At 35.8% G+C, this 24,731-nt stretch carries 25 protein-coding genes; 9 read left to right on the forward strand and 16 right to left on the reverse strand.

The features are described 5' to 3' along the window. The first annotated feature begins 32 nt into the window (after positions 1-32). The 3 genes from HH_RS08445 to HH_RS08455 are packed head-to-tail and all read left to right on the forward strand — an operon-like array spanning position 33 to position 2,902. The gene (locus HH_RS08445; RefSeq protein ID WP_011116588.1) at positions 33-1,241 is read left to right on the forward strand and encodes an LL-diaminopimelate aminotransferase; all 1,209 of its coding nucleotides are present in this window, start codon (positions 33-35) and stop codon (positions 1,239-1,241) included. Positions 1,242-1,250: 9 nt separating this feature from the next. Then, positions 1,251-2,546, forward strand: coding sequence for a homoserine dehydrogenase (locus HH_RS08450; RefSeq protein WP_011116589.1), 1,296 nt, complete (start codon positions 1,251-1,253; stop codon positions 2,544-2,546). A gap of 23 nt (positions 2,547-2,569) precedes the next feature. Continuing rightward, on the forward strand, positions 2,570-2,902 hold the full coding sequence (locus tag HH_RS08455) for a YraN family protein (RefSeq protein ID WP_011116590.1): 333 nt from the start codon (positions 2,570-2,572) through the stop codon (positions 2,900-2,902). An 8-nt stretch (positions 2,903-2,910) separates the two neighbouring features. On the opposite strand, the gene HH_RS08460 is transcribed toward HH_RS08455, so the two are convergent. Genes HH_RS08460 through HH_RS08530 form a run of 15 tightly spaced genes read right to left on the reverse strand, consistent with a single transcriptional unit; the run spans position 2,911 to position 15,918 of the window. Continuing rightward, on the reverse strand, positions 2,911-3,297 hold the full coding sequence (locus HH_RS08460; RefSeq protein ID WP_011116591.1) for a hypothetical protein: 387 nt from the start codon (positions 3,295-3,297) through the stop codon (positions 2,911-2,913). Beyond that, on the reverse strand, positions 3,287-3,865 hold the full coding sequence (locus HH_RS08465; RefSeq protein ID WP_226989492.1) for a hypothetical protein: 579 nt from the start codon (positions 3,863-3,865) through the stop codon (positions 3,287-3,289). The genes HH_RS08460 and HH_RS08465 overlap by 11 nt, the downstream gene beginning before the upstream one ends. A gap of 15 nt (positions 3,866-3,880) precedes the next feature. After that, complete coding sequence (locus HH_RS08470) at positions 3,881-4,342, reverse strand: hypothetical protein (RefSeq protein WP_011116594.1); 462 nt, start codon at positions 4,340-4,342, stop codon at positions 3,881-3,883. Positions 4,343-4,358: 16 nt separating this feature from the next. Further along, positions 4,359-6,914, reverse strand: a complete 2,556-nt coding sequence (locus HH_RS08475; RefSeq protein ID WP_041309156.1) for an RNA ligase — start codon at positions 6,912-6,914, stop codon at positions 4,359-4,361. A gap of 26 nt (positions 6,915-6,940) precedes the next feature. Then, positions 6,941-7,132, reverse strand: coding sequence for a DUF5408 family protein (locus HH_RS08480; protein ID WP_011116596.1), 192 nt, complete (start codon positions 7,130-7,132; stop codon positions 6,941-6,943). Then, positions 7,129-7,941, reverse strand: coding sequence for a metal ABC transporter permease (locus tag HH_RS08485; RefSeq protein WP_011116597.1), 813 nt, complete (start codon positions 7,939-7,941; stop codon positions 7,129-7,131). The genes HH_RS08480 and HH_RS08485 overlap by 4 nt, the downstream gene beginning before the upstream one ends. Then, on the reverse strand, positions 7,934-8,665 hold the full coding sequence (locus HH_RS08490; protein WP_011116598.1) for a metal ABC transporter ATP-binding protein: 732 nt from the start codon (positions 8,663-8,665) through the stop codon (positions 7,934-7,936). Before HH_RS08490 ends, HH_RS08485 begins: the two co-directional genes overlap by 8 nt. Positions 8,666-8,668: 3 nt before the next feature. Next, positions 8,669-9,538, reverse strand: a complete 870-nt coding sequence (locus HH_RS08495; protein ID WP_011116599.1) for a metal ABC transporter solute-binding protein, Zn/Mn family — start codon at positions 9,536-9,538, stop codon at positions 8,669-8,671. Then, a complete protein-coding gene (locus HH_RS08500) occupies positions 9,535-10,905 on the reverse strand; it encodes an NlpC/P60 family N-terminal domain-containing protein (RefSeq protein ID WP_011116600.1) in 1,371 nt (456 codons plus the stop codon). Before HH_RS08500 ends, HH_RS08495 begins: the two co-directional genes overlap by 4 nt. Then, positions 10,906-11,289 carry a Spx/MgsR family RNA polymerase-binding regulatory protein gene (locus HH_RS08505; protein ID WP_011116601.1) on the reverse strand — a complete coding sequence of 128 codons (384 nt, stop codon included), beginning with the start codon at positions 11,287-11,289 and terminating at the stop codon, positions 10,906-10,908. Between the two features lie 11 nt (positions 11,290-11,300). Beyond that, positions 11,301-11,801, reverse strand: coding sequence for a low molecular weight protein-tyrosine-phosphatase (locus HH_RS08510; RefSeq protein WP_011116602.1), 501 nt, complete (start codon positions 11,799-11,801; stop codon positions 11,301-11,303). Further along, positions 11,798-13,072 (reverse strand): aminofutalosine deaminase family hydrolase, encoded by a 1,275-nt coding sequence (gene mqnF, locus HH_RS08515; RefSeq protein ID WP_011116603.1) that lies wholly within the window; start codon positions 13,070-13,072, stop codon positions 11,798-11,800. The genes HH_RS08510 and mqnF overlap by 4 nt, the downstream gene beginning before the upstream one ends. Next, positions 13,072-13,896 (reverse strand): small-conductance mechanosensitive channel MscS, encoded by an 825-nt coding sequence (gene mscS, locus HH_RS08520; RefSeq protein ID WP_011116604.1) that lies wholly within the window; start codon positions 13,894-13,896, stop codon positions 13,072-13,074. Before mscS ends, mqnF begins: the two co-directional genes overlap by 1 nt. Then, positions 13,896-15,176 (reverse strand): metal-dependent hydrolase, encoded by a 1,281-nt coding sequence (locus tag HH_RS08525; protein ID WP_011116605.1) that lies wholly within the window; start codon positions 15,174-15,176, stop codon positions 13,896-13,898. The genes mscS and HH_RS08525 overlap by 1 nt, the downstream gene beginning before the upstream one ends. 1 nt (position 15,177) lies before the next feature. Beyond that, a complete protein-coding gene (locus HH_RS08530) occupies positions 15,178-15,918 on the reverse strand; it encodes a cytochrome c biogenesis CcdA family protein (protein ID WP_011116606.1) in 741 nt (246 codons plus the stop codon). A 154-nt stretch (positions 15,919-16,072) separates the two neighbouring features. On the opposite strand from HH_RS08530, the gene HH_RS08535 reads away from it, so the two are divergent. Next, positions 16,073-17,623 (forward strand): DEAD/DEAH box helicase, encoded by a 1,551-nt coding sequence (locus tag HH_RS08535; protein ID WP_083750357.1) that lies wholly within the window; start codon positions 16,073-16,075, stop codon positions 17,621-17,623. Between the two features lie 12 nt (positions 17,624-17,635). Continuing rightward, complete coding sequence (locus tag HH_RS08540) at positions 17,636-18,217, forward strand: hypothetical protein (protein ID WP_011116608.1); 582 nt, start codon at positions 17,636-17,638, stop codon at positions 18,215-18,217. A gap of 18 nt (positions 18,218-18,235) precedes the next feature. On the opposite strand, the gene HH_RS08545 is transcribed toward HH_RS08540, so the two are convergent. Further along, complete coding sequence (locus tag HH_RS08545) at positions 18,236-19,024, reverse strand: DUF3943 domain-containing protein (protein WP_226989493.1); 789 nt, start codon at positions 19,022-19,024, stop codon at positions 18,236-18,238. A 113-nt stretch (positions 19,025-19,137) separates the two neighbouring features. Here HH_RS08545 and HH_RS08550 point away from each other — a divergent pair, with 113 nt between their 5' ends. From HH_RS08550 to HH_RS08565, 4 genes are all read left to right on the forward strand, one after another. Beyond that, on the forward strand, positions 19,138-19,710 hold the full coding sequence (locus HH_RS08550) for an adenylate kinase (RefSeq protein ID WP_011116610.1): 573 nt from the start codon (positions 19,138-19,140) through the stop codon (positions 19,708-19,710). A 109-nt stretch (positions 19,711-19,819) separates the two neighbouring features. Beyond that, positions 19,820-21,622 carry a translational GTPase TypA gene (typA, locus tag HH_RS08555; RefSeq protein ID WP_034365749.1) on the forward strand — a complete coding sequence of 601 codons (1,803 nt, stop codon included), beginning with the start codon at positions 19,820-19,822 and terminating at the stop codon, positions 21,620-21,622. Positions 21,623-21,693: 71 nt separating this feature from the next. Then, entirely contained in the window at positions 21,694-22,317 is a 624-nt protein-coding gene (locus HH_RS08560) for an NAD(P)H-dependent oxidoreductase (RefSeq protein WP_011116612.1), read from the forward strand. 9 nt (positions 22,318-22,326) lie between these two features. Beyond that, the gene (locus tag HH_RS08565; protein WP_011116613.1) at positions 22,327-24,702 is read left to right on the forward strand and encodes a ribonucleoside-diphosphate reductase subunit alpha; all 2,376 of its coding nucleotides are present in this window, start codon (positions 22,327-22,329) and stop codon (positions 24,700-24,702) included. The last annotated feature ends 29 nt before the right edge of the window (positions 24,703-24,731 follow it).

Here is a 24,731-nt window from a genome sequence, read left to right on the forward strand (position 1 = left end):
CTAAATATCTAAAACAATACAGAGGAGAAAATATGTTTGATGAAATTGAGTTTGATAAAATAAAACGTTTGCCAAAGTATGTTTTTGCTGCTATTAATGAGATTAAGCTAGAAATGCGGCGCAATAATGAAGATGTGATTGATTTTTCTATGGGTAATCCTGATGGAGCAACGCCAGAGCATATTATTCAAAAGCTTTGTGAAGCTGCACAAAAGGGTAAAAATCAAGGATATTCTGTGAGTCGTGGCATTTATAAATTGCGTTTGGCGATTTGTAATTGGTATAAGCGCACTTATGGAGTGGAGCTAGACCCAGAGAGTGAAGCGTGTGTAACAATGGGAAGCAAAGAGGGTTATGTGCATCTTGTTCAAGCTATTGCAAATCCCGGTGATAATGCAATCGTAGCTGAACCAGCCTATCCTATACATTATTATGCTTTTATTCTTAATGGTGCGAATGTTTCTACTTTTGGTTTAAAGTGGAATGAGCAAATGGAGCTTGATGTAGAGGATTTTTTTATCAACATTAAACGCGTATTGAAAGAAGTGATGCCGCGTCCGAAATTTGTTGTAGTTAATTTTCCTCATAATCCTACAACTATTGTTGTATATAGGGAGTTTTATGAGCGTTTAGTCGCTTTTGCCAAGCAGGAGAGATTCTATATTATTTCTGATATTGCTTATGCAGAGCTCTGTTTTGATGGCTTTAAAACGCCAAGTATCCTTGAAATAGAGGGTGCTAAAGATGTAGCGGTGGAGAGTTATACATTAAGCAAAACCTATAATATGGCAGGTTGGCGTGTAGGCTTTGTAGTAGGAAATAAAAAAATTATCCAAGCCTTGCAAAAAATTAAAAGTTGGATTGATTATGGTATCTACACGCCTTTGCAAATTGCCGCTACTATTGCACTTGAGGGCGACCAATCTTGCGTAAAAGACATCAAAAATACATATGAAAAGCGTATGGAAATATTGATTAAAAGCTTTGGCGAAGCAGGTTGGGAGATGAAAAAGCCTAAAGCAAGTATGTTTATTTGGGCAAAATTACCTGAATGTGTAGGAGATATGGGAAGTTTGGAGTTCTCAAAAAGATTGCTTAAAGAGGCAAAAATTGCAGTAAGTCCGGGTGTGGGTTTTGGTGATTATGGTGAGGGCTATGTGAGGATCGCACTGATTGAAAATGAAAAACGCATTCGCCAAGCTGCACGGAATCTCAAATCATTTCTTAAACAATTTCAATAAGAGGTTTGTATGTCAAAACTTGTAGTGGGTATGGTTGGCTTTGGTGTTGTAGGAAGTAGCGTATTAAAGGCACTTTTGGCAAATCGGAATATTATTAGCGCAAGGGCTGGAAAAGAAATTGAGCTTAAGCGCATTGTAGTGCGTGATGAGGCAAAAGCTCACGCAAAGCTTAAGAATCTAAACGCCACTGATGTAAAGGTAAGCACAAATATAGATGATATTTTGCAAGATTGCGAAATTGAAGTTGTTATTGAACTTATGGGCGGTGTGGAAGTTGCTTATGAGATTGCTAAGAGGGCGTTAGAAGTAAAAAAAGCTTTTATTACTGCAAATAAAGCAATGCTTGCTTATCACCGTTATGATATAGCACCGCTTGCAAATGGTATGCCTGTGGGTTTTGAGGCAAGTGTGTGTGGTGGCATACCCATTATTCGTGCTTTGAAAGATGGTTTGAGTGCAAATCATATTCTTGCTATTCGTGGGATACTCAATGGCACGAGTAATTATATTCTCACACAAATGCAGCAATACAATCAAGATTTTCACACAGCACTTAATCAAGCACAGAATCTTGGCTACGCAGAAGCTGACCCAACACTTGATATAAGCGGTGGCGATGCAGGACATAAGCTACTTATACTTGCTTCTTTAGCGTATGGCATTAATGCGATGCCAGAGGAGATTCTCATTGAGGGTATTGAGAGTATTATGCCTGATGATATAGAGTTTGCAAATGAATTTGGCTATGCGATTAAACTTCTTGGTATTGCTAAAAAGCAAGGAAACGAAGTAGAGCTGCGTGTGCATCCGAGTATGATTAAGAAAGGTGCGATGTTAAGCAAGGTAGATAATGTAATGAATGGCATTAGTGTCATTGGGGATTATGTGGGGGAGAGTATGTATTATGGAGCAGGAGCAGGAGGTGATGCAACTGCAAGCTCTGTAGTAAGTGATATTATTGCTATTGCACGAGGGGAGAGTGCAGCAATGCTTGGATTTAGCCAACCGCTTGAAGGCAATGAGCATTTAAAGCTTAAAAGTATTGATGAGATTTACTCACAATACTACATACGACTCTATGTATGTGATAAACCCGGTGTATTGGGGCAAGTATCGCAGATTCTAGGGCAGCATAATATTTCTATTGGTGCATTTTTACAAAAAGAGACAAATGATAAAAATATCGCCAAAATGTTACTTTCCACACATCATTGCTATGAAAGGGATATTAATGCTGCACTCTTGGAGCTAGAAAGATTAGATTCTATTTCACAAAAGCCCTATAAAATGCGCATTGAATGTTGAAATAGGAGAAAAAAGGCATATAAATGAATAGCAGACACAAAGGCACACAAGCAGAAGATTTTGCCTGTGTATTCTTGCGTGAATGTGGTTTTGAGATTTTAGAGCGCAATTTTTTTGCTCGTTATGGCGAGATTGATATTATCGCATTAAAGGATAATGTTGTGCATTTTATTGAAGTAAAAAGTGGCGAGAGCTTTGAGCCAATTTATAATATCACACCAAGCAAGATAAAAAAGCTTACAAAAGCCATTGGATTTTATTTATTCACACATAAGATTACACAAGCGTATTGTCTTGATGCGTTGATTATCAAAAATGGCGAGTGTGAATTGATTGAGAATATTACTTTGTGTTGAGCATAGAATTATTCATTTTCTTTAGGATATTTTGGATTTGTGATATTAAAATAAGCATTGATTTGTTCTTGTGGGTCTGATACATATGGAAAAATAAGCTTTGTATAAGGCGTTTCAAGACGTGAAATATGTTTAGATTCTATACCATTTACTTCAAGATATTTTCTTAATGTGTAGGAATAATAATTCGCATCATCTGCTGTGTCATAAAAGTTATCTTCTCCCATTTCTTTTTTGAATCTCTCCGCTTCCTCTTCAGTAAAACTCACTTCAATCACGCATTTATCACAATCTACCACAAAATCTTTTTCTTTAGGATTTGCATACCCAAAACTTAGCAAAAGCACAATAAATATTATTATTTGATTTATCTTTTGATTGCTTTCACAGCCCATTTGTCCTTTCTAGAATCTTTTGTATTTTTGGCTGATTATTATATTTTTCTTGTAAGATTTTGTAAGCTTGTGGGAGTGGCTTACAATATTGTTTTATTTTTTCATCAAGCTCTTTTTCTCTCGCTTTGTCATATCCATATTCGCCACGAAAATAGTTACAGGCACAAGCATTTTGTATGTATGTTTCGATGTCTTGCGGGTAAAGCATTTTGGATGCTATAATACCTTGAGTGTCCTTGCCTGTTTGTTTCAAGGAGATTTCATAACTTCTATAAGCGCAAATTTTCTCCCCATTATCAAAAGCTTCTAGGTTGATTTTCACCTCTTTTGTATTTTCCCACTGCACCTTGAGAGTTTTATAGCCATAGATTTCACTTTCCTCATCATCAAGTGTTTGTGTGATATTTTCCATAGTCTTAATACTTTGTGGAAGATAATAACTCTCTGAAAAACCAATTTTCATTTCTCCATATGCTTCTGTAATATTTGTATCTGTGAAGCTTTTTTCTTTTTCTATCTGTGCAAATAAGCTATTGCAGCAAAATAATAGAACCAACAAATATCGCATTTTCTCTCCTTATCTTTAGCAAACGTCGTGATCGTATAGAATCTTAACTTTCCCATTGCCCAAATCAATAAAATAAATAGTATATATTGCAGGACAATCCTCAGCTTCTATGGCAATCTCTAATCTTTTTTTGTTAGTCCATTTATAATCTATATAAGCTTTTTCATTATAAGGAGGAATGATTCGGGTGAGACGATAATTTTGCATTGGTAATTTTTTTAAAAGTTCTTCGTGATAAGCCTCTATGGCAAAAATATTAGAATCTGCCTTTGCTTTTAAAAGCTTAGTATAAGCTTCTTGTATATCTTTGGCTTCAATGATTTTTTCAATCACTCCTGTATGCTTACAATGTAAATCTATGTTCAATTCTTTTTCATATTTGTTACAATCTTTAAGACTTTTTTCTTTCCATTTCCATTCTAAAGCGGTGCAATTTAAGGCAAGAAATAAAGTCATTATAATAAAACTATATCGCATTTGATCTCCTTTGATGTTAAGTTATGCTTAAAGAGCGTAAAAAAGCCTCTCTTAAGTCAATAAGAGAACTAGATTCCAAACTTTCAAAACCATTGTGTTCTATGTATTGATATAGCCATTGTATAAATGCTCCCTCAAGCTCATAATACGCGCTATCTCCTTGCCATTTTTTACCCTTACTTTTAGGCAAAGCACGAGTGCGTGCGCATTGTTCAACGATTTCACGCAAGGCTTTCCACGCACGATAATATGCACCTTTATACTTAAACATAAAACCCGCACTATCTTCAAGCACATACCCTTCAATAAAGCCATTCTTCCGCTTACCTTGTGCAAATAAAGAATTAGATTCTAATGCACTTTCACAATAGAGAAACTCACTCACTTCCTTCCAGCAATGAAGTGTTATTTTGTGCTCTTTGCATATAAAGCCAAATTTGTTCCCAAGCGCACAAAGTTCTGTAAAAGGGAGTTTTGCATAATCAGGTGTGTTATAAATCGCATCAAGTAAAATAACCTGTGGCTTTTCATAGGCGATAATATGTGGGTCATCTTGTGGCTCTATCACTTCAAATACAAGGCTAAGATTGCGTGTTTTAAGCTCTTCATAAAGTTCAGATTCAACTTCTTGTATAGAATCTTGTGCAGTTTTGCGCAGAGATTCTGCAATAAGGTTACGCATTATATGTGCATAAGGGCTTGTAGGGTCGGATTTTGATGTAATGAAAAAGTTTTGCAATACATTATAATTTGTTTTATTTGCATTTTTAGTATCACTCAAGGCACTATGAGTACTCATAATACCCAAAAAGCCATTTTCTTTAATAAATACATTTACCGGATATGTTAATTTCTCCCTCAAAGTCTCATCGCTAGTTTCCTCTCGTTCTTGGTAGTTAAAAAATTTATCATAACTTCTCGCATAAATATGGAAATTGTGTGTGTCAATAAATAAACCTCTAGCTTTGCAAGTAAGAGTATTCCATTGTTTAGAAAAAAATGCTTCTTTAGTAAAATTAAAGCTTGAAATGTCTCCAAACTTCTTTTCTTTAATGAGTGCATTCGCACGAAGTTTTTGTAAGAACAAAAAGGTTGAACGTGATTGATGTAATGCGTTTAGTGCTGATGTATTGTGTTTATTTTGCATATATATTAGCGTAAAATTATCTTTTGAGGTATGCCTACCCATAAGCGAATCTTGCATTGAAAGGCTAGATTGAGTAGGCATAGTTTTTATGACACTAAAAGGAGGTAATGAGGTTTTTGTTAAAATGAGCACACGTAACGCACCACTAAATTCCACACCACCTTCAAGTGCAAAATTTCGCTCATATACGCGCATAGGGTGTTTTTCTCTATTTCTATGTCCAAAAACTTGATAGGTGTTACTAGCTGTGCTAAGAGCGAAGCTTTTTGCGCATTCTTGCATATCCTCATATCCACCGCTGCCATAAATAAGCTGTTTTGTAGCGACAAGCAAGAGATTATTTGGCAAAGTAGGAAGTCCTCCGTGTGTGCACAAGACTATCTTATTATCATAAGTATAATAAGCACATTGACGCAATTTGGAATAAAGTCTATGTGTGTCTTTGCTTCCTACACCGCCATTTTCTAAATCTTTGAGAGTAAATATGCTAAACTCATTTGTGCTTATATCTTCTTTTCCCCATTTGTATAACCAACGCTCGTGATTGCCCTCAAGTAGGCACACATTTGGTAAATCCATAATGCCTAGTAAAAATCGCACGACTTGAGCATTTTGCACACCTCTATCAATATAATCGCCCAAGAAAATATAATATGCTTTTGGATTGAGAAATCGAGCGCATATTTCAGGGGCAAATTGAGATTGTTCTAAAATACGCAATGCGTCTTGGAGTGAGTGTGTTAAAGAATGGGTGTGAATAAGATAATGTAAAAGCGTCTCAAAACAGCCGTGAATATCACCTATATGGTGGATTTGAGCATAGGTATTGAGATTAATTGGATTAAAATGCAGCATACTTTGATGAGTTTTGTCTTGCAGTGGCGCAATCTCATCGGATTTAAGAATAACATAACGCGAGGGCAGAGTTAGAGAATCTTGTAGAGTTTTATACATAGATTCCAAAATATCTACGGGCACAGATTTATAACCTCTGCAAGCATTGCGCTGTAAAGCTACTTCTAAAGGAATATGACTAAAATCTATCACTATTAAACGATAACGATAGGTATTTGCAAGTGTTTCATAAGCGCGCAAGGCTTTTATACTCGTATGAGTTGCATCAATAATTGTAAAATCCCCTTGTTTAAGACGCATTTCAAGGAGAGTAAAAAGCAATTTCCACACTTGCTTATCATTTTGTTGGTTAATCCCTGTAAAAGCCAGAGAATCTAATGCGTGAGATTTTGTAGAATCCGCAGATTCTGATAGAATAGCATTAGATTTACTTTTGGGCAAAAGGACAGGCGAACTTGCCATAAGACGCAAAGAATCAGCACTTAGGGTATATTCACTTAAACCCATATTTGCAATCCAAGTGCTTTTTCCACTTGCAGGAATCCCTCTCATAAGAACCAAAATACGCATTTATGCCCTTTATTTACGCTTAAATTTTAAGGTATTTCTCTTTTTATGCCTATTTTTTCCTGCAACACTTTGATTTCCTTGCTCATTGCTGCTGTGGCACTGATTTGGTTAATCAGTATATAGATATTAATAAGGCTTAAAAGCAAAGTAATAAATACACAGAACAAAGCGATTTTTACAGCTCTTTTTGCAATTTTTTGCGATTCTTCTTCCCTCATAGAATCCTCCTCATAAATTTATTTGTTATTATAGCAACAAACATACCAAGTGCGAGAAGCACAACTATACACGCTCCAATGCTTATATTACACCAATAAGCAATAAAAAATCCAGCCCACATAAAAATAAGTGAGAGTAGCCACGAGATTATCATCATCATTTTAAGCGAATGCGAAAAGAGATTAGCAATGTAAGCGGGGATTGAAAGAATAGCCAATACTAAAATTAATCCTGCAACACTCATTGAAATCACAACACCCATAGCTATAAGCACAAATATAATACTTGTCCAAACGCGCACATTCATATCCCTAAGTGTGCAAAATTCACTATCATAAAACAAGCTAAGGATTTCATAATAATAAAGTCTTACAAATGCGATGATAATTATATCAAAAATTGCCATAGCGAGCATTTCATCTTTACTTACGGCAAGGAGTGAGCCAAAAAGATAGCTTGAAATGTCATTATTATATCCCGGGCTTAAATCAATGAGAATGACGCCTATTGCCATACCAAGAGCCCAACCTGCACCCACATACGCATCAAGTCTTTGTCTTTGGTATAAGAACGCATAGGCAAGAAAAAGAGCCATTAATATACTAAAGAGCATTGCTCCAAGCATTGTGCTAAATCCACAAAAAAGTGCTAATCCCACACCACCAAAAGCGCTATGAGCTACTCCTCCAGCAACAAAGACATTTTTATTTGCTACAATCATTGAACCAATGATGCCGCTGCACACACTTACCAAAAATGAGACAAAAAGCGCAATCCATACAAATTGATATGAAAATAAATCAGCCATTAGATTCTCCTTGTGCAGCTTGAGCAAAAGAGTTAAGAATATCTACTTCGCAAATATGTTCTTTTAAATCAAAATTGAGTTTTGGAATCTGATGAATAAGCGCGTATTTATTAATATAAAGCACTTCTTTTGCATAGCCAAGCATAACAGAAATATCGTGGCTTACTACGAGGACACTTAGGCTTTCATTGAGTGTTGCAAGAAGTTGATAAATATCTTTTTGTGCTTTGACATCAACATTTGCGGTTGGTTCATCAAGAATAAGGAGTTTTGGATTATCTACAAGGGAGCGTGCAATTAAAACTTTTTGTCGCTCACCACCAGAGAGGGCATACAAAGGTTTTTTTGCAAGGTGAGTGATATTGAGTTTTTTCATTATATCGTATATATCTTGTGCTTTTTTTGGTCTAAAGCCCCAGATTCTAGGTTTAAGCAAACCCATTGCAATAACATCATACACACAGATAGGGAAATCCATATTAAAATGTGTAATTTGTGGCACATAGCCAATATGCTTTATGCTCATATTGCGAGCAAATTTTATCTCTCCACTTTGAGGTTTTAAAAGCCCAAGTATAAGTTTTATAAAAGTTGTTTTACCACCACCATTTGGACCAATGATTGCCCAAAAATCTCTCTCTTGCAAACTAAAGGAAACATTTTCAAGCACATTCTCTCGCCTATAAGAAAAATATAATTCTTTAATATCCAAAAGCGGCGACATAGATTAATCTTTGAAATATTCTTGCACGCAGGATTTGCTCTCTTGTGTAGAGAGCGAAAATGCGATTTGACAAGCAGATTCTTGAAGTGATAAAAGCCAATCTTCACGCAAAGGGTCAAGTTCAATAATACGCAAACCTAATTCTTTTGCAAACATTTCTACTCGTGATTTGGCAAATTGAGGTTGGATAAAAACTGCTTTAAGATTGTGCGCCTTAGCTTGTGAGATGAGGGCAAGCAATTCTCTGCCCTTAAGTTCTTTGCCATTATGCTCTAAGCTTAATTCTTGCACGTTAAACTCTGTGCTCCAGTATGCAAATGTAGGGTGATAGGTAATGAAATTTTTTTGAGCTTTGGGCGAAGTGAAAAGTATATGAGTGTGTTTTTGTATGTTTTTAAGTTCTTTAACAAGTTTTAAGGCATTTTTTTGAAACATATCTGAATGTGTTGTATCAATTTTACTTAAAATATCGCCAATGCGTAAAATTTGAGGCTGCAGAGCTTGAAATGAGAGCCAAATATGCGGATTATGTGCGTGGGGATAAGAAGTCTGAGATGGTTTTTCATCTATAAGGCTATGATAAATAAGTGAAGGATTAGTATTTTTAAATCGCTTAAGCCAAGTAGATTCAAAAGGCATTCCAACACCAAAAAATATTTGAGTATTTTGAATATGTTTCATTTGTGCAAAGCTTGGTTCATAAATTTCAGGTGATTTGCCCGCAGGCACAAGCACCTCTACTTTAACATATTCGCCCCCAATGCGTTCAATCATTTCTTTTTGTGGTAGCACACTCACAAGCACTTTAATAGGCGAGATTTCTTTAGCAAACATACTCATAATACACAAGCATAGAGTTATGATAACTTTCATTTATGCCCTTTGATTTGTGCTGCAAGCTGCGAAAGGTCAGACATAGCTTGGATTCTATCAATAAGCAATTCAGATTTTGCAAATACACCATTGTGTTCATCTCCTACATACAAAGAAGTGATAACAACACCACCGAGCATATTTTCATATTTTTTACCTGTGGTTACACTCCACACACTATGTGCGACAATGGCTCTACCTTGATATTCTCCAATATAGAGCATAATATGTCCTTGTAGCCAAAGAATGCTTTGATAAGGCGTAGCATTGGCTATAATAAAGGCTTCTTTATCCTTGCGATTAAGTTTGCTTAAATCAATTTGATTTTTACCATAATATACTTGAGCCTTAGAATTTCGCGGAAGATGTAAGCCATATTGTGCAAAAATATCGCGGATAAAGGCAGAGCAATCGCGATTTTGCAAATATCCACCCCAGCCGTATTTTTGTCCTATCATTGCATTAATTGTTGAAGCGATAGTTTGAGAATCTAGCTTTCTTGGGAAAGGTTTAGTTTTATCAAGTGAGATAAAGCTTTGCTCTCTTTTAGCCTTGCCATTATTCAAACGCACATAGGTTGCAATACCTATCATTTCTTTAAGTTGTGTCCCATACACAGGGAAAATCTGTCCAATACGTGCTTGTGAGGTAAAGTGTTTATGAGAATCAAATAAAGGAATCTCATCAACAATAGGACTTACATACCTTGTGTAGCTTTGTATTTCTTTTACTTGCTCTTGCGTGAGTGTGGCAAAATGATGTGATTCTATCCAGCCATAGACAAAGCCAGATTGAATATGCACCCAAGATTTATCTTTGCTCATATGTGTGATAAGCACAGGTGTGCCTGCGAAAATAAGGGAATTTTGCCATCTATCAAATGGATAACCACTCGGTTTATTAAATAAGGGTTTATTTGTAGGCACTGCGCGCACTGCAGTTGTAGTGGTGATAATGGCTTTTTGATTGTGGTTTGGATAAGAGCTAAGATTCATAGAATCTATAAGCTTCTTTGCCTCTTGTGGGTTTATTTCCTGGAGATTTTCACCATAGCTTCTTGTTTTACCTTTGCCTGTGGCAATATTTTGAAGTGAGGGGAGAATCCAAAAAACTTCATTTTTTTTTGGATTTGGTTTTTGATGCCAAGGAGAAAAATATTTTTGCAAATAGTCTTTTTTGAGTGCTAAAGTTTCTTCAGAATAGCGCTTAGATTTTATCTTAGTATCTGTAGGAATATAAAAAATTGCATCTTGAGGAAGTGCTTGCAGATCTTTGACTTCAGTGCTAGGGATAATTTTGTCTGCACAAGCATTTAAGAGTAAAGCAAAAAGAATGGCAAATATGATATGCGTAAGGCAGAATTTCATTTACAGCTTCCTTTGCTGAAAAATATGAATAAGCCTTAAGATAGCGCTTTCATCATAGCCAATGATAAGATTTTCATCACTTGTGATAATGGGGCGTTTAAGAAGCATAGGTGTATCAAAAAGTGTATTAATTTGCATTTGAAGTGTTGCATTTAAGATTGTGTCAGTAATTTTTCCATCTTTTTTGAGTGTTTTATAGGTTGTGCCTTTAGTATTGAGCACAATTTCAATGCCTTTTTGTTCAATCCATAAGGCGAGTTGTTCTTTAGAGGGTGTATGAGTTTTCAAATCTATGAATATAAAAGGAATGGAATGTTTTTGTAAGAGTGTTATTGCTTTTTTGACACTACCGCAAGTTTTGATACCATAGAGTGAGATTGTCATATTTATCCTTTCTATTCTTTTGTGGAGGAAGTATAGGGAGATTCTATCACAGGATAGTGTATAGAAAGTAGATTATGCACGCAAAGATGTATCATTTGATATATACGCTCAAAACCTTCCATATCTTTGTAAGTGTAAGGGTCAGGAATATCTGCTCCTTTTAATCCAAACTCACCAAGTTTTTTAACCTTATTTTTTTCGAATCCAAGTGTGAGTAAATCGGCATAATTACTTCTATCAAGGGCGATAATCAAATCAAATTTTTCATCAGCATACGCACTTACTCGTCTCCCTCGTAAATCATCAATGCTAAATCCGTGTTCTTTAGCTATATAACGTGAGCCAGCACAGGGTTGCTCATCAATATGCCACCCGCTTGTCCCTGCAGAATCTATTTCTATATTAAGGTTATGTTGCTGTGCTATGTGTCGCGCTATACCTTGAGCTAAGGGTGAACGGCAAATATTGCCCAAACACACAAAAAGTATGCTCTGAATTGTAGAATCTTTCATAATACTGCCTTTGCATTGATAAAAAGATGAGTAGGTTTTGTAGCGTGGAGAATAAAATGTAGGGGCGATTGATTGGGGTGAGATTGATGAGTTTGAAATAAAGGTTGGCTAAATTCAAAAATGGCAAAATCTACATTTTTACCCTCGCTTAATGTGCCATTATTTAGCCCCAAAGTCTTTGCTCCATAGAGTGTGGCACTTAAAATCAATGATTTTGCAAGGGCAAGTATATCCTCTTGCGGATATGCATAAAGACTTGTGCGTAATTCATCAAGGAGATTGACATTATTATTCGAGCTTTTGCCATCTGTGCCAAGTGCAAGAGGGATTTTTTTATTTCGTAGAAGGGAGCGTGTGAAGAAAGCATTGTTTAAAAGGCGATTACTACGAGGGCAGGTAATGATAGAAGCTTGCAGAGATTCTATCATTTTTGCCTCTTCTTCCTTTATATAGAGGCAGTGTGTAAGTGAGAGTGGAGTGTCTCTAAGGGGGGAGAGCATATCTAAAAAACTTTGGGGTGAGTAAAAGCTTTGAGGATTCTCAATTTTAAAGAATCTTTGAAAAAATGTTTTAAAATATCCGCTATTTTGGGTAAGCCATTCTCGCTCGTGTGCGGATTCTAAAAAATGTGCTGAAAGGGGCAGTTTATCTTTGGTGGCTATGTCTATGAGTTTTTGTGCCATTATAGGGTGGAGTGAATAGGGTGAATGCAAGGCTATTGCTGGTATGAAAGTAGGGCTATGGAGAGATTTTGCACGTTCAAGACGCTCTAATATGTGAGCATAGAGAAAATCAATAGCACTTGGATTACTTCCTATGGCTTCATTAAAATATACTACACGTAAGGGGCTTGAAGCAAGTGCAGTCATATCATTACCATAACTACTTATTGCACCTACACTTCCTACACCTGCATTTATTTGATCATTAATGTCTTGTAAAATGATAGTTTCAGAAGAATTGCCACTATTGAGGACTTCATCGCGCGATGTCATCAAACTATCAAGCCACGCTCCAAAATCTCCATAACAAAATTGTGCCAAATGCGAGCCAAATTCAAAATGTATATGTGCATTAATCAGAGAGGGGAGTAAGATACCTTGAGGAAAAAAATGAGTTTTTGCATTAGGAAATTGTGAGCATAGTGCTTCGTAATCCCCCACAGCTAAGATTTTATCTTTATTTTCTTCAAAAGCAATAGCACCATTATGTAAAATAGAAAAATTCTCATCACAAATAAACGCTTCTTGCGCTCCCCAAATATGTAACATTAATTAGCCTTAGGAGATTGTGCAATATTTATATCAAGTTTGTTATAGGGAATCTCAATGCCGTGTTTATCAAGGTTTGTTTTGATAGATTCTAAAACTTTACTTTGCGTATTGAGCACACCATATTCAAGTTTTACCCAAAAACGAAGTGTGAAATTAAGAGAGCTTGAAGCAAGTTCAGTTAATCCAATAAAATATTGTTGTTCTAAATCAACTTCAGGAGTGGATTGTAATACTTCAATAATAATATTTTTTACAGATTCTATATCACTCTCATATCCTACTCCTATAATGAGTTCAATGCGGCGTTGGTCATTATAGGTAGTATTAATAATATTCGCAGTTGCCATATTACTATTAGGGATAATTGCAAATTTTCCATCATTTAAGCGGAGATTAGTAGTAAAAAGATTGATAGCTTCTACATTGCCAACCAAGCCACTTACTTCAATTAAATCTCCTCGTTTAAATGGGCGAAGAATGATAAGCACTATGCCGCTTGCAACTGATGAAAGAGAATCTTTGAGCCCGAGTGCAATAGCCACACCTGCAGTTCCTAGCACAGCGATGATAGAGTTTGTTTGCACACCGATAGTGCCAAGTGCTGCGATAATCATCACAACAAGTAAAAGGACAAAAATCACTTGCCCAATGAATCGCGCAAGTATTTCATCTTGTTTTGCAATAGCTTTACGGATTTTGTTTGCTACAAAACGCGAGAGATAATAACCAATAATGAGGATAAGCGCAGCTTTTAAGAATCCGATACTAAGTTGTTCAATTTGAGGTAGATAGCCTATAAAATAATTTTTAAGTTCTTGCATTATAGTTCCTTTGTGTGGGGTGTATAGAGTATTTCATTGCTCAAAAACGCTTCAATGTTACCATAAAGATTGTGTTGATGATAAGGTGAAAACATATCATTTACCTTAAAGCGTGTATGAGGATTAAATACAAATAATTGGGCAATTTTGCCCTCTTGTAATGCGCCTTTATTAAGATTAAGAATCTGTGCAGGCGTATAGCTTGTAAATTGTGAAATAAGCGGAAGCGGAATATTATAAGCTTTATGCAAATAAGTATAGAGCAAAGGAAAATATATCTCAAGTGCATCTACTCCAAAACTTGCTAGCTCAAAAACTTGGTCTTTTTTAGAATTAAAATCTGCACATTGAAGGCTTGTAAGCGTATCAATATATCCATTTTGTAGCATCTCAATGAGTTTGCTTTGAGCATTTTTTTCTACAAGTGGTGGGTTGAGCTTGGCTGCAGTATTGTAATTATCGCATAAACTTTCATCTAAAATAAGATGATGAATAGAAGTTTGTGTGAAAAATTGTGGAGTCTCGCCAAATTGCATAGAATCTTTATTTTTTTGTGAAGTTTTGTTGTGAATAGCTCTAAAAGATTGGAGTATTTCAAAACTACGTGGATAAACCAAAGTATCAAAAATAAGTTTAATTGGCATATTTTTAAACATTTCGGCAATTTTAGCAACCTCTTTAGTTTGGCTGTATGCAGGTATAGAAGGAAGTCCAAGCGAAGCACTCAAAATTCCTTCATTCATCACTCCATCGGCTACAGATGAGTCTTGACAAAAACACATAAGCGGAATATCAAGCATTTGAGCATATTGAGCAATGCTCATCAGGCTATGCGCATCAATATCACTTGGTGCAAAAATAGCCTTTGCACCATTTGTATGCAATGTGCTAATATCGCTTAGTTTGCCTTGAGAATCAAGTGGGCTAATCGCAGGAATAAGATGAATGGGAGATTCTTTATTAAGGCTTTTAATAAGCTCAATAGAGCCATTTTCGCTACAAGAGGGAGTGGTATGCGGATAAAGTAAAATACTTCCCGCACCTCCCTTAAGTGCTTTTTGTGCGAGTGAGAGGAGATTTTTGCGTGAGAGAGAAAGACTTTTTGGTGCAACATTAAGGTCAATCATTGCAGGAAATAAGATTCTATCTTTAGCATCATATATATCCTCATCTTTTAGGGGTTGAAGTGAGCCAATGTCTGTAATAAGACCATTTTGCGCCCGCAAATCGGCTTTTTTTATGCCTTGATAATCACAAAGTGTTGCATTTTGAAAAAGCATATTAAACCTCCTTGTTCCAAGAATCTAAAGTAGTAAAAAATAAAAAATCCATTTTTTGTGTAATGATAAACACACCAATAAGTATAAGCAGTAATCCTGAAATAATTTCAACAAATCTTAAAAAGCGATTAAGCTTTTTTAAAAAGTTTAATCCTATATCAATAAAAATTGCTACAAGTAAAAATGCTAAGCCTAATCCTGCAGAATAAGCTAACATAAGCCAAAGTGCGTGAGATGGATTGAAAAGTGAAAGAGTGAGAATTGAGGTAAGAATGGGACCTACACAAGGACTCCAACCAATACTAAAACCAATCCCAAGTATAAATGGAGAAAGAAAACCAAAACGCGCAAAGTTTAAATTGTATTGAAAGGTTTTATATAGAAAACTCAATTTCAATGGAAATAAAAAATGTATTCCAAAGGCAATGATAATACCTCCTGCAATGTAGCGTATCCAAGATGAACTCAAGAGTGTTCCAAGCGCAGATGAAGCAAAAAGTCCAAGTGTAATAAATACAAAAGAGAAACCAGCAATAAAAAGCAATGAGGTAAAAATAATACGAGATTTATGTGCGGTATTGCGCGCGTGTAAATCATTAATGCTGATGCCAGAAATATAAGAAATATAAGGAGGGACAAGAGGTAAAATGCAAGGACTTAAAAATGTTAAGATTCCAGCGAGAAAACTTGCTCCAAAAGGCATAGTGTCGTAGAGTGTTGTAAGGGTATTGTCAAAATTCACCTTTATCCTTTAACTTTTGGAAGTGCTGTATTATATCTAAGTGCGATAATATTTTTGTAAATTTCAATCTTAAAAGAGCAAAATTTTGTTATAATCCCGCTTTAAATGCCAAATGAATAATTTGGGATACTTATTAAATGTTAAGGTAAAACGAATGGATAATGCTTCTCTCATACAACAATCAGAAGAGTCTCCGAGTGTGACAATAAAACAAGGATTGAAATCAAAACATAAACAAGATACGCAAGGTTTTGATGTATTTGGACTTAAAGATTTTGTATTAAAGGGCATTAGAGAAGCAGGCTTTAGCACACCTAGTCCAGTGCAATCTCAAAGTATACCAATTATTTTACAGGGCAAAGACCTTATTGCGCAGGCTCAGACAGGCACAGGAAAGACTGCTGCATTTGCTATACCTATTCTTAACACCCTTAATCGCAATAAAGATATTGAAGCGCTTATTATCACTCCTACACGGGAGCTTGCTATGCAAATTAGTGAGGAGATTCTAAAATTAGGGCGGTTTGGACGAATTAAAACAATTTGTATGTATGGAGGACAGAGCATTAAACGACAATGTGATTTGCTTGAGAAAAAACCTAAAGCAATGATAGCTACACCCGGAAGGTTACTTGACCATTTACAAAATGGTAGAATTGCACATTTTTCGCCTCAAATTGTTGTGCTTGATGAGAGTGATGAAATGCTTGATATGGGCTTTTTAGATGATATTGAAGAGATTTTTAAATTTTTGCCCAATACGCGCCAGACATTACTTTTTTCAGCTACGATGCCAGAACCAATTAAAGCTTTAGCAATGAAAATACTTAATGAACCTGCTTTTGTAAAAATTACCCCCACAGATGTTACAAATCAAGATATTGAACAGCAATATTATATTATCAATGAAGGTGAGCGCGATGAAGCGATTGTGCGCTTAATTGAGACACAAAATCCTACAAAAAGCATTATTTTTACGCGTATGAAAAAAGAAGCTGATGCTTTAGCTATAAGACTTGCAAATCGTGGATTTAAAGCTATAGCATTACACGGAGATATGGAACAGAGGGATAGAAGAGAGGCGATTAAGGCATTTAGGGAAAATAAAATTGAAATTCTTGTTGCTACTGATGTTGCATCTCGCGGATTAGATATAAGTGATGTAAGCCACGTATTTAATTATCATATACCACTCAATCCTGAGAGTTATGTGCATCGTATAGGGCGCACAGGACGTGCAGGAAAAAAAGGTGTTGCAGTTACACTTGCTACACCACTTGAGTATAAAGATTTAAGTAAGATTAAACAAATTACCAAAGCCAAACTTAAACTCTGCGAGATAAAGCAAGAATATAGTGATGACGCATTTTCACAGGAACTTTCGCATACAAAGATTAGTGATAAATCGGTGGCCATTTATGAAAAACTCAAAGACAAAATAGATACTACACAGCTTTGTCTTAAGCTTATTTCATTACATTTAGAAAAAAATAGCAGTCTTAAAATTGGTTTAAGCAAGGAACAAATAGCCAAACTTGAAGAAAACTATGAAAGTGAACAACCTAAAAAATCTAATAAAAAATTTGTAGGAAATACACGTAGTGCTACTAAAGGTAATCTACGTGGTGGTAAAGGGAGTAAAAATAATAAGCGATATGATAATATTGATAGAAGTCAGCCTTACACAAATAGCATTTGGGGGTAAAAAGTATTGAAATTGTTAAAGAATTTAATTATTTTAAATGTTCTAAATTTGGGTTTAGTATGGGGAATTGATTTTACTCCAGCACCTGTTTCTTCTAATACTTTTGGAAGCCTAAATATTGGTTGGTTACATTCTACAATCACAGGTGCGCAAAGAAATGAAGTATTGCAAGACTATAAAAGTGCTCGTAATGCAATGCTTTTTGGCTTGAAACGAGGCTTTATTCTCACAGAGGGAAAGACTTTACTTCTTAATGCGTGGATTGATGGGAGTGCAGGCTCTGAAAATAAAAATGGACTATATAATTTTTCTGTAGGTGGGCAAATTGGATATAGATTCTTTGATGGACGTGTAATTGCATTTGTTGGAGGAGGATTTGAAATGAGTAATCTTGCTACACCAGAACCTAAAGAACAATATAATATTTATGGTGGCATAGCTCGTGCAGAAGTTTTTATTGATATAGCCAAAGGTTATGGTCTAAGTGTGGGTTACCAACGTGGATTTAATGAAAAAAGTAAGAAATTGCTTGGAGAACGTTTTGATACACAATCTTTTTTTGTAAGTGTAAGTTATTATGATTTTAGCATTTAAATTTTATTTATGTATGAGCTAGAAACGCATCGCAAAAACGATCTGTGCTCCTTCACCCTTTGTGTTTTTTAGTGGCATAATGAAACTTTGGGCTTCATTTTTATTTTTTATTCCAATTCGTTTTGCTACCCCTAAATCTTTCAAAATAAATCCAATAGGATCCATAAGAAGCAAGGCACTTTTGCCAAGAAAACGTGAGCCAAGAATTGTGTCGTGATTGTTATGGATACGAAGTGAAGCTTGGTAGAATAATTCACCAAACATTGAGCCAATTGCAGGAGTAACAATTAAATCTTGCCACGATGGTATTTCAGCGAATGCTTCAATGCCATATTCCCAAAAAAGAGCAGAAGCAAGAACACTATAAAGTGCAGATATATTCCAGCTATATCCTGCAACACGAGGTTGCATATAATACACTGCACCCCAATAAGGGTGTGTAACCCAATTTAAAAACCAATTATCGGCATCTACTACTGGTCCCTGTGAGGTTTTCCTTGCCCAATTTTTGCCAAGATTCTTTATTTCATCTTTGTTCCAGTTTGTTACACTCTCAGGCATAAGATAAAGCACACCAGCGCTTATGAGTGTCCCACCAAGTATAATGCCCGAACTTGCAGCCAAATATGCAATTTTATTTTGTGGCTCATAATATTGATGTTTTTGCAAATCTAATGGAGCATTAGATTCGGTATGTGGCTCTAGCTTTTCGTATTCTAAGTGAGGGAGTTGTGTTCCCCAAGAATTACAAACCAAAAACATATTTAAGAGCATAAGCTTAAATTTATTAGCAAATGTAAAATTCATCTTCTTTTTCTTTGTCATTTGAATATTTGAAATCATATTATATCTTAAGATTTTAAAGCTATAATCTTTTTTAAAAATATTTTTTGTCCATTAAAGTTTTAAGGAGAATAGTTATGAAAAAGTTGTTTTTAATTATTGGTGCGCCCGGTTCGGGAAAGACGACAGATGCACAAATCATTGCAAGAGATAATGCGGATTCTATCGTGCATTATTCCACGGGAGATTTATTACGCGAAGAAGTTGCAAGTGGTAGTGAATATGGGAAAACCATTGATAGTTTTATTAGTAAGGGCAATCTTGTCCCACTTGATATTGTAGTTGGCACAATTATTAATGCCATAGCAAATGCGCCCAAAGATGTTATCATTATTGATGGCTATCCTCGTAGCATAGAGCAAATGGAAGCCCTTGATGAAAAACTTAAAGCACAAAATCAAGTGCAATTAGTGAGCGTAATAGAAGTTGAAGTAAGTGAATCTGTCGCAAGAGAGAGAGTGTTAGGACGGGCAAGAGGTGCAGATGATAATGTAGAAGTATTTAATAATCGTATGCAAGTGTATCTCACGCCACTTAAAGATATTGAGACATTTTATAGTAAGCAAAAAGTGCTTCATAAAATTAATGGTGAGCGTATGATTGAGGAAATCGTAAGTGAAATGGAAAGTTTTATTAAAGGGAAAATGTAATACTTTAAAATAATGTTTTAAAATTATATTCTTCACTTTTATGTTTTTTTATACTTAAAATAGTAGAATCCTTACTTTAATTCTAAATGGAAAGTAGAGAATCATTTTTATGCAAAATATAAGAAATATTGCTGTTATTGCTCACGTTGATCACGGAAAAACTACACTTGTAGATGGGCTACTTACTCAATCCGGTACTTTTGGCGAGAGGGAACAAATTGATGAGCGTGTTATGGATTCTAATGATTTAGAAAGAGAACGAGGTATTACTATTCTTTCAAAAAATACAGCTATCAATTATAAGGGGACAAAAATAAATATTATTGACACGCCCGGACACGCGGATTTTGGTGGAGAGGTAGAACGGGTGCTTAAAATGGTTGATGGCGTGCTGCTTCTTGTAGATGCACAAGAAGGTGTTATGCCTCAAACAAAGTTTGTTGTGAAAAAAGCACTTGGTTTTGGAATCCGCCCCATTGTAGTAGTTAATAAAATTGATAAGCCAGCTGCCCAACCTCATAGAGTGATTGATGAAGTTTTTGATTTATTTGTAGCAATGGGTGCAAGTGATGAACAACTAGATTTTCCTGTAGTTTATGCTGCTGCACGAGATGGTTATGCAATCAAAGAGTTAGAAGATGAAAAGAAAAATCTTGAACCTCTTTTTGAGGCAATTTTAGAATATGTCCCACTGCCAAGTGGTGCAAAAGAGAATCCTTTGCAAATGCAAGTATTTACGCTTGATTATGATAATTATGTAGGAAAAATCGGCATTGCTCGTGTATTTAATGGTTGTATAAAAAAAGGTGAGAATGTAATGCTTGCTAAAAGTGATGGCGAGAAAGAAACTGGGCGCATTAGTAAGCTTATTGGCTTTTTAGGCTTAGCACGCACAGAGATAGAATCTGCTGAAGCCGGTGATATTGTTGCTATTGCCGGTTTTAATGCCGTTGATGTTGGAGATTCTATTGTATGTCCTACTAATCCTATGCCGCTTGACCCTATGCACCTTGAAGAACCTACAATGAGTGTGTATTTTGCAGTTAATGATAGCCCTTTAGCAGGGTTGGAGGGCAAACACGTAACGGCAAATAAAATTAAAGATAGGCTCTTAAAAGAAATGCAAACTAACATTGCTATGCGTTGTGAAGAAATGGGCGAGGGAAAATTCAAAGTGAGTGGGCGAGGGGAGTTACAAATTACCATTTTGGCTGAAAATTTGCGCCGAGAAGGCTTTGAATTTAGTATTTCACGTCCTGAAGTAATTATCAAAGAAGAGAATGGTGTGAAATGCGAGCCATTTGAGCATTTAGTCATTGATACGCCGCAAGATTTTAGCGGGGCGATTATTGAAAAGCTTGGCAAGAGAAAGGCAGAGATGAAAGCTATGAATCCTATGAGTGATGGCTATACAAGATTAGAGTTTGAGATTCCAGCGCGTGGGCTTATCGGCTATCGCAGTGAGTTTTTGACAGATACGAAAGGTGAGGGCATTATGAATCATAGTTTTTTAGAGTTTCGTCCCTTTAGTGGTAGTGTAGAATCTCGTAAAAACGGCGCACTCATTAGTATGGAAAATGGAGATGCGACAGGTTTTTCACTTTTTAATATCCAAGAGCGAGGAATACTCTTTATAGCACCACAAACTAAAGTATATGTAGGAATGGTCATTGGTGAGCATAGCAGAGATAATGATTTAGATGTTAATCCTATTAAGGCAAAACACTTAACTAATATGCGTAGTAGTGGGGCTGATGAAGCGATTAAACTTGTGCCACCAAGGGATTTAACACTAGAGAGGGCATTAGAATGGATAGAAGATGATGAAATACTTGAAGTAACTCCTCAAACTATTAGAATCCGTAAAAAGATTCTAGAGCCAAATATGCGTAAAAGAGCAAAAGCAAAATAAGTTGGTTTATTAAGGGGTGTTTGCCACCCTTTTATTAAGCCAATGGCTTAAAATTAAATAAAGGAAAAACAATGAATCCTTTTTTAGAATCAATTTATTTTCGCCACTCCTGCAAACTTTTTGATGAGAACAAAAAAATCCCAAAAGAAACCTTTGAGGAAATTTTAGAAGTAGGACGACTTGCTCCTAGTTCATTTGGTATGGAGCCTACAAGGCTTTTAGTTTTACGCAGTGATGAAGCAAAGAAAGCATTGCGTCCGCTATGTTGGGATCAGCCACAAATTACAAGTGCAAGTGAAGTAGTGGTATTTAAAAGCTTACAAAGCGATTTAGTGCCACCAAGTGAATATGCTAAACGCAATACTTTTAGGCGAAAAATGGATTTAAATGGATATGAGACTTTTTGTAGCCGACTAGGAGATTACCTTAAAGCACGTGGATTTACTGATGAGAAAATTGCGCATTGGAGTGCTTTACAGGCTTATATTATGGCTACTTATATGGTAAGCTATGCGAGTTATATTAAAATTGACACTTGCTATATTGAAGGTTTTGAAAAACGCAAAGTAGAGGAGCTTTATGGATTGGATCGCTTTAAAGAACAAGTAAGTTTGATTGTATGTTTTGGTTATCGCGGTAAAGCACAGCAGGCACGTTATAGAATCACGCTTGATGAATTGGTTGAATATAAATAAGGGGGATAAATGTTAGATACAATCACGGTTACAAAGAGAAATGGTCGGATTGAACCACTTGATATTGCAAAGATTCAAAAACATACTTACGCGGCAGTAGAGGGGTTAGAAGGAGTTAGTCAAAGTGAGTTAGAAGTTGATGCAAAGATTCTATTTAAAGATAAAATTACAACTGAAGAAATTCAGCAAACACTCATAAAAACAGCAGTAGATAAAATTGATGTAAATACGCCAAATTGGAGTTTTGTAGCAGCACGATTATTTTTGTATGATTTGTATCATAAAGTTACAGGTTGGACAGGTTATAAAAAGCTTGAAGAGTATTTTGAACAGGGGGAAAGAGAGGGTAAGCTTATCTCTGGTATTAAAGAAAAATATGATTTAGCATTTTTAGATTCTCATATTAAGCCTGAACGTGATTTGCAATTTAATTATTTGGGCATTAAGACACTTTATGATAGATATTTATTAAAAGATAGTAATAATCGTCCCATTGAATTGCCTCAACATATGTTTATGGCAATTGCTATGTTTTTGGCACAAAATGAAAAAGATTGCAACGCTTGGGCAGTGAAATTTTATAATATGATTTCCTTATTTGAGGTTATTTGCGCGACACCTACCCTTGCAAATGCTCGCACTACGCGTCATCAGTTAAGCTCGTGTTTTGTAGGAAGCACGCCTGATAATATTGAGGGAATCTTTGATGCTTATAAAGAAATGGCACTTTTAAGCAAATATGGAGGCGGTATAGGCTGGGATTTTAGCCGAGTGCGTGGGCTTGGAAGCTTTATTGATGGACATAAAAATGCAGCAGGTGGTGTCGTGCCATTTTTAAAAATCGCTAATGATGTGGCAATAGCAGTTGATCAGCTTGGCACACGAAAGGGTGCAATTGCTACTTATTTAGAGATTTGGCATAATGATATTCACGATTTTATTGATTTGCGCAAAAATAGCGGTGAGGAGCGAAGACGCACACACGACTTATTCCCTGCTATTTGGATTTGTGATTTATTTATGAAGCGCGTAGAATCAAATGAGTTTTGGACACTTTTTGACCCTTATGAATGTCCTGAACTCACTGAACTCTATGGTGAAGCATTTGAAGCAAAATATATTGAATATGAGCAATCTGATAAGGTATTAAAATCTCGTATATTAGCCAAAGATTTATGGAAAAAGATTTTGACAAATTATTTTGAATCTGGCTTGCCTTTTTTATGCTTTAAAGACAATGCTAATCGGGTAAATCCTAATGCTCACGCAGGAATTATTAGAAGCTCAAATCTCTGCACAGAGATTTTTCAAAATACTAATCCTAACCATTATGTGGTGGAAGTGGAGTTTGAAGATGGCTCAAAAGTAGTGTATGAAGAAAAAGAAGAGGTAAAGCTTGATAATGGTATGTGCAAGAGGGCAAATAAAATTACAAGTGTAGATTCTATAAATGGTAGGAAAGTGTTTATTACTTCGCGTATAGCACAAGGTGGGGCAACAGCGGTATGTAATCTCGCAAGTGTGAATCTAAGCAAAATAAACACCAAGGAAGATATTGAGCGTGTCTTGCCTATTGCTATTAGAATGCTTGATAATGTCATTGATTTAAATTTTTATCCTAATCGTAAAGTTAAAGTTACAAATATGCAAAATCGTGCTATTGGGCTTGGAGTTATGGGTGAAGCAGAAATGCTTGCGCGTTCCCACATTGATTGGGGGAGTGAAGAGCATTTGATAAAAATTGATGAGATTATGGAACTTGTGAGTTTTTATGCGATTGAATCAAGTGCAAATCTTGCCCAAGAAAAGGGTAAATATCCTCAATTTGAAGGCAGTAATTGGAGCAAAGGCATATTTCCTATTGATATGGCAAACAAAGAGGCACTTAAGATTGTTGATAGAGGGGGGCTTTTCTCACAGCAATGTGATTGGGAATCTTTGAGAGCAAAAGTAAAAACACAAGGTATGCGCAATGGCTATTTAATGGCGATTGCTCCTACAAGTTCAATTAGTATTTTAGTAGGCACAACACAAACCATTGAGCCTGTGTATAGAAAAAAATGGTATGAAGAGAATCTAAGCGGACTTATTCCTGTGGTTGTGCCTCACTTGAACCTTGACACTTGGAATTATTATGTTTCAGCGTATGATATTGAGCAAACTCATATCATTAAAGCGGCGGCTGTCCGACAAAAATGGATAGATCAAGGGCAAAGCACAAATATTTTTGTGCGTCTTGATAAAGCAAGTGGTAAAATGCTCAATGACATTTATACACTTGCGTGGAAATTAGGATTGAAAAGCACATATTATTTACGCTCTCAAAGCCCAGAGGCAGAAGAGCAGGTGATGGATAGAAGTGTAGAATGTGTGAATTGTCAATAATGTCAATACTAAGATCAATAGGAGTAAAA

Origin of the sequence: Helicobacter hepaticus ATCC 51449 (assembly GCF_000007905.1) — a bacterium.
Classification (GTDB): domain Bacteria; phylum Campylobacterota; class Campylobacteria; order Campylobacterales; family Helicobacteraceae; genus Helicobacter_C; species Helicobacter_C hepaticus.